Genomic DNA, 13594 nt, shown 5'->3' on the forward strand with positions numbered 1-13594 from the left:
ATTAGTTTTCTTTTTGTTTTAAGGGTTTGGGTACAATAATGTGATCTCTGGTATAGAGTTTAGGAGGCGATAAAGGTTCCTGATTTTTTTCTTCCTTTACTTTGTCTTTTTTTCTCAAAAATGCAAGGAGCAAAAACAGTATTCCGGTAGCTATATCAAATGGAAGCCAGATGCTTTTTCGATGCAGATAGATTGGAAATACAGGATTGAAAAAAATAAATACAGCCACAAACACGATTATCCACGAATAATTTTTGTGGTTTAAAAGATCGTAGATCATTAAAATTGAGCCTAACGAAATCACTATTCTTAGAAAAGTGTAATATTCGATAGGTAACTTTAATGTGGCGATGAAACAGGAAGCAGAGCAGAGGATGAATAGGGATTTCATTTTTAGTTAATAATTTTCTAAGGTTTTATGTAGCTGAGCCCGATAATTATATATTTCGTCCAGATTGTTTAGCAGTACTTTTTCTCCTGCATCTTTGCCGTTATGAAATATTTCTAAATATTTGTTAACCGTGTTAAAATGAAATCTGCAAATGGGCTTTCTGTTATTATTATCCAGTAAGATTCCAAAATAAGATTGAGTATCACGGGAAGCAATTCTTTCGGAAGTGATTTTTTCCCTCAAAATCGCTTTTACAATTTGAAAAGCTTCGGCTTCTTCTTCCGTTGTGATAACTTTAGATACCTCATTATTTTCATCCACAGGATTTACTTTGTTGTCGTCCCGGGCTTCCAGTTTTTCATTAATGTTTAATGCAGATTTTAACCGGTAACTGATAGATTCATTAATAGAAATCGTTAATGCCTTTTTTGTATATTCCTTAAAGGCAATCATTCGATTGGCCGTTAATGGCTTGTCGAAGAATCGATTCACTAATAACCTCACAATTTCATCAGATGGAGTTTCTATTTCTTTTTCAAACTCTTTTTTTATGGCTTTGATATATTTAAATGCCTCAGCCGAATCAAGAATACTTTCTAGATTGTATTCGTTTTTAGTAAAGTTTTCCAGAATCTTTATCGAACTATCTTTTAAATCTTCAATGTCAATAGTTAAAAAAGGCTTCTCATCCATAATATTTGGTTTTTCCAGATCCGTATAAAAATTATAGATGGTTCCGTTAGTCAACACCCCAAATCTTGCTTTCGAAACATGGTAATACCGGTGAAGCTGAGAGTTATGTGCATCTGCATTTTCCTTCCAGTGTTTGCATTCGAAAATGAGGATAGGCTCATCATTTTTTCTGATCACGTAATCTACTTTTTCGCCTTTTTTAGTGCCGATGTCACAAATGTGTTCCGGAACTACTTCTGTCGGATTAAAAATATCGTAACCTAACATTTGTATAAAAGGCAACACAAACGCATTTTTAGTAGCCTCTTCTGTACTGATCTGATCTTTTAATCCACACACACGCTGTTGGAGCTGCTCTAGCTTTAATTTGAGTTCCATGGTTTTTGAATTAAATGGTTTCGTCTATAATTTCTGCACCGGGTGCATTTGCCTTTACCGATTCAATTCCGGTTTCTCTGCCACCAATTGAAGTGTACATTTGACTGGTGCCAATAATTTCGCCATTTCCAGCCTTTAGATTAAAATAGTATAGACCGTTTTTAGCAATCTTCCGGTCGTATCTCGAATCTAATGGCGCATTGGTTTTTACAGATTCAATTCCATTTTTACAAGACGCTTTAGCGGTATAGCCCTCACTCGTTAAAATGACTTGTCCGTTAGAAGCTTTCAGATTAAACTGATATTCTTCATTTTTTCTTTGAGAGATTATGAATTTTCCCATATAGTTTTTAATTGTTTAGTTCCTCAAAACTATATAGATAAAGCCCCCTTTTTTTACGGGAAACCGTAACACGGTAACTATTTTTAAAAAGATTTTAATGTGCTTGTTTTCTGATCAAAAGGATGATCGAGGTAGGTTTAATTATGGGCGGAATAATAAATGAAATGGGAGATTGTCCCATTTTAATAAGAAAACAATCTCCCGCATTTTTCTGAAAACCTGTGGATTAAAAGCCAAGGTTTATGTTTAATCCATAGGTTCTATTCACTACAATTACTGGGTATGACATGCCTTAGAACAAGTTTCACAGCCGTTTGCAGTAGAATATGTTTTTTTAGCTTCTTTTACTGCTCCTTCACAAGAGTTGTATTCTCCCAAATATTTTCTGTTACTGGCAGCAGGTAAATATCTACAATCTTCATGGTGAACCTCATGATCGCCATTACTTTGGGCGTTCTCATTTACATAATACTTTTTCATATTAATTTTTTTTAATTGATTTGATATCAAAAGTATACAGATGTAAAAGACATTCCTTATGGGAAGCCATAAAGGAGCAATCTTAAAAAAATAGGGAGATTTAGTTATTGAGTCTGGACCGAACATAAAAACCGGTCAGAAATCGTTAATTCTAAATAATCTTATTGGCTATGCAATACGCAATAAGTTGAGGATTGTTTGAAATGTTTAATGTTGTTTTAATCAAATTAATACGTTTTTCAATAGCACTCAGGCTTGAAGGTTCCATCTTATTTTCTCTTAAAAGATCAGGCATTTCTTTCTGACTTTTACCGCTGGACAGTAAGGATACAATCATCTTGTCGTACTCTGTAAAATGATGAATATTTTCTTCCTTTTGTCTGAGATTAGACGAAACGTATTTTTTGTTTTTATAAATCGTTTCTATAGCCGATTTAAGGTCTTTCGCATCATGACGTGCTTTTGGAACATAAGCATCAATGTTCAGCTCTTTAAAAAGAGCATTGGCAATTAATGCCCGGTTTTCACTCGAAAACACCAATACCTTTATATCCGGCTGCACGTTTTTTACTGCTTTAATCAATTCTTTGCCATCAGAGATTTTTTGCTGAGTATAATCATCGTCAAAAGAAAGATCAGTAATCATTAACTCGTAAGGTTTGCCATCACGAAGCGCCTTTTGTACCCGGGTTAATGCACTGTCGCATTGAAATACATAATCTGTATCAGCTATTGTAATACCCAGATTGCTAAGAACACTGCGAAGGGAGAGATTTGCCATTTCATGGTCTTCAACGATTAATACATTTTTGAACATAATGATGTTTTTATAAAGGAAAAGAGAGTTTAACATTAAGTCCCTGTTCGGGCTTAGTGTCAAAAGTAATTACACCCGAAATACTTTTAATACGGGTTTCCGTATTTTTTAGTCCGTTTCCGGGCGAAAAATCCACTATACCTTTTCCATTATCCGAATACAAAATCGTTATGCGCTCCTTATCATGTTGAAAATCCAGTTGTACGTGGTCTGCCCCACTATGTTTACTCATATTGGTCATAAGTTCTTGCAGAATGGCAAAAAGTTCAGGTTTAACGCTTTCTTTTACATTATTCCATAGTTTCTCCTCATTTCCGTTTACAACCAGGTTAACCTTTGCCGATTGATAAGAAGAAAACATATTTGAAAGCGCTTTCGCAAAACCCTGTTTATATTTTGTGTCGATACTTTCATAAGAGAGATCTCTTGAAATGTGATAAATTACATCAAGCTTTTCTGCAACTTCATCTTTTTCCATTTCCGGTCTGTTGTCTATCTCATCCATTATCTGGTAAATCCGGTTGGCTACATGATCGTGAACCTTTTTTACATACTTTATTTCTGTGTTTTTAACTTCAATTTCTTTCTCCTGCCTTAGTATTTTTTGTCGTCTTCTATACCAGAAATAACCAGAGATTAAGATTATGATTAAAATGCCAATTCCGATGTTTTGGATCAGGATGTTTTTTTGTTTTTCAATGTTTTCCGCTTTAGCTTTCAAAAAATCAGCCTTGTTCTTTTCTGTCTCATATCTAATTAATGCAAATTGATTTTTGGCAGCACTACGGGCTGTTTGAATACTATCATCCAAATGTGTATAGATTTCAAAAAAATGCTTGGTTTCTTTAGATGGACTAAGTTTTATTAACTTTTGTAATGCTTCCAGCTGATCATCAGGACTAACCAGCGTTTGCGCAATGTGATACATTTTTTGAGCATAAAATAAAGCAGAATCAGGATGCTTTATCATGTAATAATCTGCAAGGTGAGCATAATTTGCGTTTTGCCCCCATAGATCATTTTCTTTCTTCCGAATGTGCAAAGCCTTTAAAAATTCAGGCGCCGCATTATATTTAGAATTTTGAAGCCACTTCGCATTTGAAAAATTATCTATTACTTTTGTTAAAAGAATGTTGTCATTTTTTACGCTATCATTTTGGAGTAAATCTATGTAAATAGCTTTAGCGTCTAAGTAATTTTGGGTTTTATAGTAGGCAACAGCTAAGTTGTTCATCCACATTAATCTATTTTTGTAATCGGATTTAGCTGAAATTGCTTTTTGATACCACTTTATTGCCTCATTATATTCTTTTAAATTTGTTTTATTTATGGCTATTGTATTATATGTTGTTGCCAGATAAGAATTATCTGTGTGTTCAAAATAAGCAATTGATTTAATTGCGGTTTCGTAACTTCCAAAATAATCTCCCTGATCCGATTGAATGATCGCCATATTAAATAAGGATTTTCCAGTCAGTAGACTATCAGTATTAGAGGAAATTACTTTGTTGTAATAATAAAAAGCACTATCATAATGATTTTCAGTAAGAAGGACGTTTGCTTTTTCGTAATCTAATCTTACTAGACTTTTGGTTATTTTTTTTTCTTTTTTAGTACAAGAAAAAAAGAAAGGGAAAAATAATAAGAGAGTTAATAGTTGTTTCACACAACTAAATTAGTTAATTATGTAATCAAAAAAGAGGAAAGTAGATCTTTCCTCTTTTAATAATAAATTAATTTTTAATAGGTGTATGCCCAGTTTCTCCGCCAGTATCTTCACCTGGATCGGTATCACCAGGATCGCTTGGATCGCCTTCGGTAGAATCAGCAGTGGTAACTGTAGTCGTAGTTCCGTTGCAATTTCCAGAATGATTTGTATTGGATGGAGTAGCCAATCCTAATAGGATGGCAATAAATAATGGTAAAAACATGATTCAAAAATTTTAGAAATGAAATACTTTGTAGTTCCCCGCGACCATTCGCGGGGGCTGCTACGATTGTAAATCAGAAGGCCTTCTGAAAATTTTTGGGAAGTGTGAGTGTCTGTCGCGGGAGCTTATTACTGCTTCCCAAACCGGTTATAAACCACCGCGATTTCTACTCTTTTTGTTAATCGGCTTTTTATTTGTTTTTTTGTTTGAGCTAATCAACAATACAAATGTAGGGGGCGTCAAATGATTAGCTATCAGGGTATTCCGAAGTTTCTTTTGTTTCCATTAGTATTCCGGAAAACCGTAAAAATTCCGGATATTCCGCTTTATTTTTACGCTTTAATTTTTAGAAAATGTTTGAAGATTATAAAAAGGCAGTATTAGATTTCTATTTAGCACAGAAAGAAGCAGGCTTACTTTCCACGAATATGGAGAATCCGAACCGGTCAAAATTGAAAAGAGAATGCCTCAAAATCTTTTCGGAAAGACATTCAAAAGAAGATGATATAATGATTAGATCATTTTTTGATCCAACAAATAAGTTTAATGATTATATAAGAAGTATTGAACGATTTGACCTGAACAAATTCAGACCTTTAGTTGGTTTCTTAACATCTGACCAAAATATTAGAGATGAGGAAGCTGTGAAACTTTTAGCCTGGTTGGTTGGCTTTAAAAGTTATGGTATCTGGAGGAGTGGCCAAGGTGAAATAAATTTAATAAAAGACCCGGAAAGTCAAGATCACGCCAGGCCAATTGAAGATGTACTATCTAATTCACCTTTGATTACGCCGACGTATTTAACTGAAAATCACCCTGAACATAAACAGGAAATTGAGAAAGTGGAAAAGTTAGAAGAAGATGCGGGAAAGAAGGATAGTGGAGAAAGTAATGGCTCAGGTGGGTTTATGACTTTTCAAAGTGGTAATGGTGGACAGGATAGTCCGGAAGGTACCCCCAAAATTCCAATTGATGAATCAGATAGTAAGCCGCCAATATCTACACTAAAAATCATAATGATTTGTATAATGGTGCTGGTTGTAGGGACAGGGACCTTTCAGTTCTGGGGAAATAAAAAAGGCAGGGTTTATAATTCGTTATTTTTAAACCAGGATTGCATGTATTGGACAGGTGATCGATATCAACCCATTGTCTGTGATCAGAAGAAAGGCGATACACCAATAATTGCTTTAGACACACAGAAAGTAGCCCATTTAAAGAGAATTACCCAGCCTGATACACTTACATTAAACTCCCTGGGTAAAGTTTGGTATGTTAAAATAGGTGGAAAACCAGAATTTTATACATCAGATGGTTTTCACCCGGTATACAACGATAGAAGGTTAAAACCAACAACAGAATACATATTGAAAGAGTATATTTTGAATAAATAGATACGTTTTTATGATTAGTCCTTTGATGATTCGTTAGATTGTTTTTGGCTATAAATATTCTCCAAAGCATCCTTCAAATGGGTAAACTTAAATTTAAAACCTGCATCTAATATTTTTTGGGCAGAAGTATTATTGCTCATCAATACCGCTTCGGTTCTTTCGCCTAATATTAAATCTAAAATACCTTTAGACACTTTTATTGGCCAAAAAGGCCTGTGCAATACTTTAGCAATGGTTTTAGTAAGGTTTGTATTGGTTGCAGGGTTAGGCGCACAAGCATTGTAGCTCCCCTCCATTTTTAGGTTTTCAATAGCTTCTGTGTACATGCCTACCATGTCATCCATATGCAGCCAGGGCGTCCATTGTTTGCCTGTACCTAAGGCAGCACCTGCAAACATCCTCACAGGTAAATCCAGCTGGGGCAGGGCACCTCCGGCTTTTGTAATTACAATACCGGTACGAAGCTTTACAACTCTTAAACTTAATTTCCGGCCTTCCTCTACGGCATCTTCCCAAAGTTTACAGCATTCAGCTAAAAAACCATACCCGTTCGGACTTTCTTCTGTTAATATTTCATCTCCGCAATCGCCATAATAACCAACGGCAGAGGCCGAAATGAAAGATTTTATTTGATGATCCCGATGCTCTTTTATGATTTTAAAGAGCAATCCGGTCGATTTTATACGGCTGTCTATAATTTGTTTTTTACGTTCGGCGGTCCATTTTTTATCTGCAACAGGTTCACCAGCTAAATGAACAACGGCATCAACCCCATCAATGCACTTTGGATCGATTTGTTGCTTGTAAACATCCCATAAAAAAGCATTAGGATCATTTTCTACCTTCCGTGACAGCGTATTAACCAAATAGCCCTTATTTAAAAGGTGCTTTTTTAGTGCTGTACCTACTAAACCCGTAGCGCCTGTGATCAGAATCTTTTTAGCCATGTTTTTAAAACACTAAAGATACGAAACGGTTTCGCTACGGGTAAATTAGTCTGATTACATTTTTTTAAATGGTTTATCTCGCCCTTAGTCTTTCTGCTTTAAATTCCTTTACCTCAATTAAAGCCCTGAGATTAGCTTATTCTTTGGCCCTTTAACTGTATAGCTCAACCTTAAAACCTTAGTTTCGTTTGGTGCTAATTTAAGTTGCCACGAAAGCATTCCGGTTTCCTTATTTACTTCAGCACCGTTACTTTCCAATAATTCGGTTTCAATATCACTCTCCGTTGATAAAGGATATTGATCTTTAATTGAAAGATCTATTGCTTCCTTCTTCGTGTTGCGAATGGTGATGGTATAGGTAAACATTTGTTTCTTATTGCTTCCAATAAATTTGGTGCTGCTAAAATCGGCCAGTTTTTCTTTTTTGATGATGATTTTTTTGTCTTTACCCATGCTCAGGCTCAACGTATCCCTAATACTTTCCGGGTTTATATAAGATTTTCCGGTATACGTATTTTCAAAAATAATGTTGGCATCTCCAGCCTGCAGGTTTAATTTTTCCCAATCGGTAACATCGGCAAGCAGATAAGCATCAGCGCTTAATTTTGGTGCAGCATAGTATTTGTATTTCGCCGGAACTTCGTACTCTTTAAAGGCAACGGTATGTGGTTTGTTATCACTGTTCACATCATAAGGAATATCGATATCGAAAGTTACACCAAGCTGGCTTTCGTTTACAGTTGTATAATTGTTTATGGTGGAAGCTGAATAAGTAGTGTTTGCTTTTTTATCAGCTTTACCATAACCTGTCACCACAACTTCTCTCAGCTCGTCTTTTTCATTTACAATAGGAGAAGCCATTCCTCTGATTCTGATTTGTTGCTGATAGGTTGATACAAACCACGGATTTAAATTTGGAGCGGTGATGTTGTAATTTGGGTTTCCGGTAGATAAAGACAGTTTAACTTTTTTCCAGTCTAAACCTGTATTTTGTGTAATGGCCGCTTTATATACTACTGCCAAAGGATTAGAAATGTTTAATGCTTTAATGTCATAACTTGCCCTCCAGTTTGCATTTGGAGTTACATAAGAAACGTTGTAACTAGCCTCAGCAGTTTCTTTAGACATTACCTGTAAAACCAACTGGCCCAGTTGTTGATTCGGGTTATTTCTGAGTTCTGCAATTTGTTGCTGAAAAGCCTGTATTTTTTGATTTTGTTTATCTTCAACCAATGTTAATGCTGCAATTGTATTTCTAACCTCAGCATTTTTACTGCGGTAATACTCTGCCAGTTTCATCAGTTCGGCAACATTAGTTCCGGTATTTGTACCACCCGATTTTCTGTTCTCGTCTAACAAAACCAAAGTCTGCTCCTCAATGGTTTTGCTGTTTTTTGTTTTAACCAGTTCGACTGAAACGATTTTTAAACTATCGTTTAATTTTTTTAACGTGGGGTTTTCAGCATCTGAGTTTAAAAAATCACGGTTAAACTGTACAGAAAGAATAGTAACACCTGAAGAAACGCCAACCTGTACCGAGTTTTCATTTACACTGCCCGATATATTATTAATTGCAATTTCTGATGTTCCTGCAGGAAGATTAACCTTTCCTTTATGCGTAAGTTGAGCGCCATTATTGTAAACCGTTACACTTTCCAGTGCGGCTTTAGATTTAATTTGTTGCTGAGCAGACAAACTCAATGGGAATAGCAAAGTAATTAGTAGTTTTTTCATTTATTTTCCTTATTATGTGTTTAGAAAATCTCCATTTTAAGAAGAGGATGTATCAGATGATGATTTTCCATAAATGATGTAGGTTTTTGTTGGCTATTTGTAAAGAATATCACTCATTTTTGTTCGCCGAGAGAAAAATAGATAAATTTGTAATTGCGTTCTTAATACCCTTTTTCCTTAAAAGATGTCCAAAAAAATTCTAGTTTGGTTTAGAAACGATCTTCGTCTGCATGATAATGAAATGCTGGTAGAGGCAATTGCTAAATCCGATACAATTTTGCCAGTTTATATTCTTGATAAGCGCCTTTTTGGTGAAACAAAATACGGTACCTTAAAAACTGGAAACATCAGAGCCAAATTTATACTGGAAAGCGTTGAAGCCTTAAGAAACTCTTTAAAACAAATTGGAGGTAACCTGCTTATTGCAGAGGGCAACCCTGAAGATATTATTCCACAATTGGTTCAGGATTACGAAATTACCGAAGTTTACCACCACCGGGAAGTTGCAGAAGAAGAAACCCATATCTCCTCGCTGGTTGAAAATGGACTTTGGAAGCTTCGCATTAATTTAAAACATTTTATTGGCCATACCTTATATAATAAAGAAGACTTACCATTTCCGATTAAAGATATTCCTGATGCCTTTAATCAGTTTAAGAAGAAAATTGAACGTGATGCCATTATTAAGCCTTGTTTTGCTGCTCCAGACCGGATTAATGTTGCCGAAGTAATAGATTGGGGAACATTGCCTGTTTTGGCTGATCTGGCTCTGGAACCATACGCCGCAGACAGCCGTGCAGAACTGGAATTTGTGGGCGGTGAACATGCAGGAATAAGTCATTTGCAAAAAATTATTGTGGCCATGCAACAAGCTGCAACAACCAAAAATTTAATTTTAGCTTCAAAACTATCTGCCTGGCTGGCTATGGGTAATTTATCTCCGCGTAAAGTTTACTGGGAGATAAAAAAAATGGAAAGTACCCCAAATACCAAAGCCATGTTTAATCATATTTTATTAGGCCTGCTGTGGAGAGATTATTTCCGATTTATGTTTAAAAAGTATGGAAATACGTTTTTTCATCCCGATGGTTTTGGTAGCCAGGGCATTGTTGATCTTGTAAATGAAGAAGAAAACTTTAACAAGTGGAAAAACGGTCAAACCGGATTTGCAGTTGTTGATGCCGTGATGACTGAGCTTAATAAAACAGGTTACATTACCAATGTGGCCAGACAAACTGCCGCACTTTATCTGATTAATAATTTAGAAGTGAGCTGGGTTTTAGGTGCAGCTTATTTTGAAGAAAAACTTATTGATTATAATCCTGCCAGTAACTGGGGCAACTGGGCTAATATTGCAGGCGTAGGCAACGATCAGAAAACAAAAAATGTTTTCGATTTGGATAAGAACATTAAAAGCCTCGATCCAAAAGGAAATTATGCCTTAACCTGGGCTTCCTGATCTAACCATCAAAGCTTTACAATTTAAATAAAAGGTTATTCTGGCATCCGAATTGTTCATAATTCTATGGTACATTCATTCTATTGCCCAATCATTTAATTGTACTGGAAGTCAAATTGTTCCATTTTATATTTTTTTGTGCAATAAATAGAGATTTTTACCATTTATATAAGGTAAAATTCTAATTTTGTAATGCTTATAGTAAACAGTTAATAATGGATAAATTATCTTATCTTAATGGCGCAAACGCCGATTATATAGAGTCTTTATATCAGTCATATCAACAAGATCCGGAATTGGTTGAATTTGGCTGGCAAAAATTTTTTGAAGGTTTTGATTTCGGACGTGGGTCTGAAGCACCTGCAGTAACCGTAGAAACACCTGAACAATTTCTGAAAGAAGTTAATGTGTTAAACTTGATTGATGGCTATCGCAGTCGCGGTCACTTATTTACGCATACCAATCCGGTTCGCGAGCGCCGTAAACATCTTCCGACTTTAGATCTGGCAAATTTTGGTTTGTCGGATGCAGATTTAGAAACTGTTTTCAACTCAGGTGTAGAAATTGGCATTGGAGCAGCAAAGCTGAAAGATATTGTTGCCGTTTTAAAACAAACCTATGCCCACTCTATCGGTGCAGAGTTTAAGTTTTTACGTACACCGGAAGTGTTGAACTGGATTCAGCAAAAAATGGAAAGTGTGCGCAACACCCCTAACTTTTCTATCGAAGAGAAAAAACGCATTCTTAAAAAATTAAACGAAGCGGTGAGTTTCGAAAACTTTCTGGGAACCAAATTCTTAGGTCAGAAACGTTTCTCTTTAGAAGGAGCAGAAGCTTTAATTCCGGCATTAGATTCAGTTATTGAAAAAGGTGCTGATTTGGGAATCGAAGAATTTGTTATTGGTATGGCGCACCGCGGTCGTTTAAATGTGCTGGCCAATATCATGCAAAAAACTTATAAAGATATTTTTGCCGAATTTGAAGGTAAAAGCTATAATGCAGATACCCCTTTTGGTGGCGACGTAAAATATCATTTGGGTTATTCAACTGATGTAACTACGGTAGCCGGCAAAAGTGTTCACTTAAGCTTATGTCCAAACCCATCTCACCTGGAAACTGTGAATGGTGTGGTTGAAGGTATGAGCCGTTCAAAAATTGATTTTAAATACGGAGGTGATAACAGCCGTTTAGCACCGATATTAATTCATGGTGATGCCTCTGTTGCAGGACAGGGTATTGTTTATGAAGTGATTCAAATGGCAGGACTTGAAGGTTATAAAACAGGTGGAACCATTCACCTGGTGATTAATAACCAGATTGGTTTCACTACAAATTATAAAGATGCACGTACCAGTACGTATTGTACGGATATTGCAAAAGTAACTTTATCGCCTGTTTTCCACGTAAATGGAGATGATCCTGAAGCATTGGTTTACGCGATTAATTTAGCTATGGAATATCGTCAGAAATATAAAAACGATGTTTTCATTGATATTTTATGTTACCGTCGTTTCGGGCACAATGAAGCCGATGAACCTAAATTCACTCAGCCATTATTATACAAAACGATTGAAAAACATCCAAATCCAAGAGAAATTTATGTCGAGCAATTAACTAAAGAAGGTAAACTGGAGGCCGGTTTGGCAAAAGAAATGGAAAAAGAATTCCGTGGTATTTTGCAGGAGCGTTTAAATGAAGCTAAAGAATTTGTATCTACCAATGCCGAAGTTAAGTTTGGAGGTGCATGGGCTGATTTACGTATTGCCACCCCCCAGGATTTTGAAACTTCTCCGGTTACGGCAGTTAAAAAATCAACTTTGTTAGAAATTGGTAAACGCATTACAACTTTACCATCCAATAAGAAATTCTTCAAAAAAATTGAGAAATTATTTGATGAACGTCGCAAAATGGTTAACGATACCAACCTTTTCGATTGGGCAATGGGCGAGCAGCTGGCTTACGGTACTTTGTTATCAGAAGGCAAACGTGTTCGTTTAAGTGGTCAGGATGTTGAACGTGGTACTTTTTCTCACCGTCATGCGGTTTTAACCCTTGAAGATAGCGAAGAAGAATATGTACCATTAGCAAATATTTCAGATCAGCAGGCACCTTTTGATATTTACAATTCGCACTTATCAGAATATGGTGTTTTAGGTTTCGAGTATGGTTATGCAATGGCTAACCCTAACGCATTAACCATTTGGGAAGCACAATTTGGTGATTTCTTTAACGGAGCACAAATTGTTGTTGATCAGTATATTGCCAGTGCAGAAACAAAATGGCAGCGTGAGAACGGTTTGGTGATGTTGTTGCCTCACGGTTATGAAGGCCAGGGTCCTGAACACTCATCAGCACGTATTGAGCGTTTTATGGAGCTTTGTGCAGATTATAACATGCAGGTAACCAATTGTACTACTCCGGCAAACTTTTTCCATGTTTTACGCCGCCAATTTAAACGCGATTTCCGTAAACCATTGGTTGTTTTTACCCCTAAAAGTTTATTACGCCATCCTAAATGTGTAAGTCCTCTAGTTGATTTTACCGAAGGTGGATTTAAAGAAGTAATTGACGATGTAAATGTTAAAGTTGCAGAAGTTACACGCATTGTTTTCTGTAGCGGTAAAATATATTACGAGTTGTTGGAAAAACAACAGGCTGATCAATTAAAACATGTGGCTATTGTGCGTGTAGAGCAATTATATCCAACTCCTGTTGATCAGATGGAAGCAATCCAGAAGAAATATAAAAATGCTAAAGAAATTTTCTGGGTTCAGGAAGAACCAGAAAACATGGGTGCATGGCCATATTTGTTCCGCCACTTATATAAAACGGCCTTAAAAGGTATTGATGTAATTTCAAGAAAAGAAAGCAGCAGTACTGCAACTGGTTTTGCTAAACAACATGCCAATCAGCAGGCTTATATTTTAGCAAAAGCTTTAGAGGTTGAAGTAACTCAGGAAGTAAAAAACATTGCAAAAAAAGCAGGTAAAAAGTTAGTGCAAATCGACTAAAAGATAGAAGGTGAGC

General features: G+C 35.9%; 12 protein-coding genes. 3 read left to right on the forward strand and 9 right to left on the reverse strand.

Features of this window, described 5'->3' with window-relative positions; translation table 11 throughout:
* Position 1: 1 nt before the first annotated feature.
* The 7 genes from O0955_RS14705 to O0955_RS14735 form a co-directional block, all read right to left on the reverse strand.
* Positions 2-391, reverse strand: a complete 390-nt coding sequence (locus tag O0955_RS14705; protein WP_269428316.1) for a DUF6804 family protein — start codon at positions 389-391, stop codon at positions 2-4.
* 6 nt (positions 392-397) lie between these two features.
* Positions 398-1462 carry a type I restriction endonuclease gene (locus O0955_RS14710; RefSeq protein WP_269428317.1) on the reverse strand — a complete coding sequence of 355 codons (1065 nt, stop codon included), beginning with the start codon at positions 1460-1462 and terminating at the stop codon, positions 398-400.
* A 10-nt stretch (positions 1463-1472) separates the two neighbouring features.
* The gene (locus O0955_RS14715) at positions 1473-1805 is read right to left on the reverse strand and encodes a YegP family protein (protein ID WP_269428318.1); all 333 of its coding nucleotides are present in this window, start codon (positions 1803-1805) and stop codon (positions 1473-1475) included.
* A gap of 273 nt (positions 1806-2078) precedes the next feature.
* Positions 2079-2285, reverse strand: coding sequence for a hypothetical protein (locus O0955_RS14720; protein ID WP_269428319.1), 207 nt, complete (start codon positions 2283-2285; stop codon positions 2079-2081).
* A 151-nt stretch (positions 2286-2436) separates the two neighbouring features.
* The gene (locus O0955_RS14725) at positions 2437-3102 is read right to left on the reverse strand and encodes a response regulator (RefSeq protein WP_269428320.1); all 666 of its coding nucleotides are present in this window, start codon (positions 3100-3102) and stop codon (positions 2437-2439) included.
* Positions 3103-3112: 10 nt separating this feature from the next.
* Positions 3113-4555, reverse strand: coding sequence for an ATP-binding protein (locus tag O0955_RS14730; protein WP_269428321.1), 1443 nt, complete (start codon positions 4553-4555; stop codon positions 3113-3115).
* Positions 4556-4835: 280 nt separating this feature from the next.
* Positions 4836-5033: a hypothetical protein gene (locus tag O0955_RS14735; protein WP_269428322.1), complete on the reverse strand. Its 198-nt coding sequence runs from the start codon at positions 5031-5033 to the stop codon at positions 4836-4838.
* A 353-nt stretch (positions 5034-5386) separates the two neighbouring features.
* Between O0955_RS14735 and O0955_RS14740 the strand changes: the two genes are divergently transcribed.
* On the forward strand, positions 5387-6427 hold the full coding sequence (locus tag O0955_RS14740) for a hypothetical protein (protein ID WP_269428323.1): 1041 nt from the start codon (positions 5387-5389) through the stop codon (positions 6425-6427).
* 14 nt (positions 6428-6441) lie between these two features.
* On the opposite strand, the gene O0955_RS14745 is transcribed toward O0955_RS14740, so the two are convergent.
* Positions 6442-7374, reverse strand: coding sequence for a TIGR01777 family oxidoreductase (locus O0955_RS14745; RefSeq protein ID WP_269428324.1), 933 nt, complete (start codon positions 7372-7374; stop codon positions 6442-6444).
* 117 nt (positions 7375-7491) lie between these two features.
* Complete coding sequence (locus O0955_RS14750; protein ID WP_269428325.1) at positions 7492-9108, reverse strand: DUF4139 domain-containing protein; 1617 nt, start codon at positions 9106-9108, stop codon at positions 7492-7494.
* Positions 9109-9292: 184 nt separating this feature from the next.
* On the opposite strand from O0955_RS14750, the gene O0955_RS14755 reads away from it, so the two are divergent.
* Both O0955_RS14755 and O0955_RS14760 read left to right on the forward strand, forming a co-directional pair.
* Positions 9293-10567, forward strand: coding sequence for a DASH family cryptochrome (locus tag O0955_RS14755; RefSeq protein WP_269428326.1), 1275 nt, complete (start codon positions 9293-9295; stop codon positions 10565-10567).
* A 215-nt stretch (positions 10568-10782) separates the two neighbouring features.
* Complete coding sequence (locus O0955_RS14760) at positions 10783-13578, forward strand: 2-oxoglutarate dehydrogenase E1 component (RefSeq protein ID WP_269428327.1); 2796 nt, start codon at positions 10783-10785, stop codon at positions 13576-13578.
* The last annotated feature ends 16 nt before the right edge of the window (positions 13579-13594 follow it).

The sequence above is a fragment of the Pedobacter punctiformis genome (genome assembly GCF_027213715.1).
In the GTDB taxonomy this organism is placed as follows: Bacteria; Bacteroidota; Bacteroidia; order Sphingobacteriales; family Sphingobacteriaceae; genus Pedobacter; species Pedobacter punctiformis.

Excerpts from the sequence above, each read along its gene's own strand:
- O0955_RS14725 (WP_269428320.1), bottom strand. The coding sequence starts at position 3,102 with ATGTTCAAAAATGTATTAATCGTTGAAGACCATGAAATGGCAAATCTC.
- O0955_RS14750 (WP_269428325.1), bottom strand. The coding sequence starts at position 9,108 with ATGAAAAAACTACTAATTACTTTGCTATTCCCATTGAGTTTGTCTGCT.
- O0955_RS14760 (WP_269428327.1), top strand. The coding sequence starts at position 10,783 with ATGGATAAATTATCTTATCTTAATGGCGCAAACGCCGATTATATAGAG.
- O0955_RS14715 (WP_269428318.1), bottom strand. The coding sequence starts at position 1,805 with ATGGGAAAATTCATAATCTCTCAAAGAAAAAATGAAGAATATCAGTTT.
- O0955_RS14710 (WP_269428317.1), bottom strand. The coding sequence starts at position 1,462 with ATGGAACTCAAATTAAAGCTAGAGCAGCTCCAACAGCGTGTGTGTGGA.
- O0955_RS14735 (WP_269428322.1), bottom strand. The coding sequence starts at position 5,033 with ATGTTTTTACCATTATTTATTGCCATCCTATTAGGATTGGCTACTCCA.
- O0955_RS14705 (WP_269428316.1), bottom strand. The coding sequence starts at position 391 with ATGAAATCCCTATTCATCCTCTGCTCTGCTTCCTGTTTCATCGCCACA.
- O0955_RS14755 (WP_269428326.1), top strand. The coding sequence starts at position 9,293 with ATGTCCAAAAAAATTCTAGTTTGGTTTAGAAACGATCTTCGTCTGCAT.
- O0955_RS14720 (WP_269428319.1), bottom strand. The coding sequence starts at position 2,285 with ATGAAAAAGTATTATGTAAATGAGAACGCCCAAAGTAATGGCGATCAT.
- O0955_RS14740 (WP_269428323.1), top strand. The coding sequence starts at position 5,387 with ATGTTTGAAGATTATAAAAAGGCAGTATTAGATTTCTATTTAGCACAG.
- O0955_RS14745 (WP_269428324.1), bottom strand. The coding sequence starts at position 7,374 with ATGGCTAAAAAGATTCTGATCACAGGCGCTACGGGTTTAGTAGGTACA.
- O0955_RS14730 (WP_269428321.1), bottom strand. The coding sequence starts at position 4,555 with ATGGCGATCATTCAATCGGATCAGGGAGATTATTTTGGAAGTTACGAA.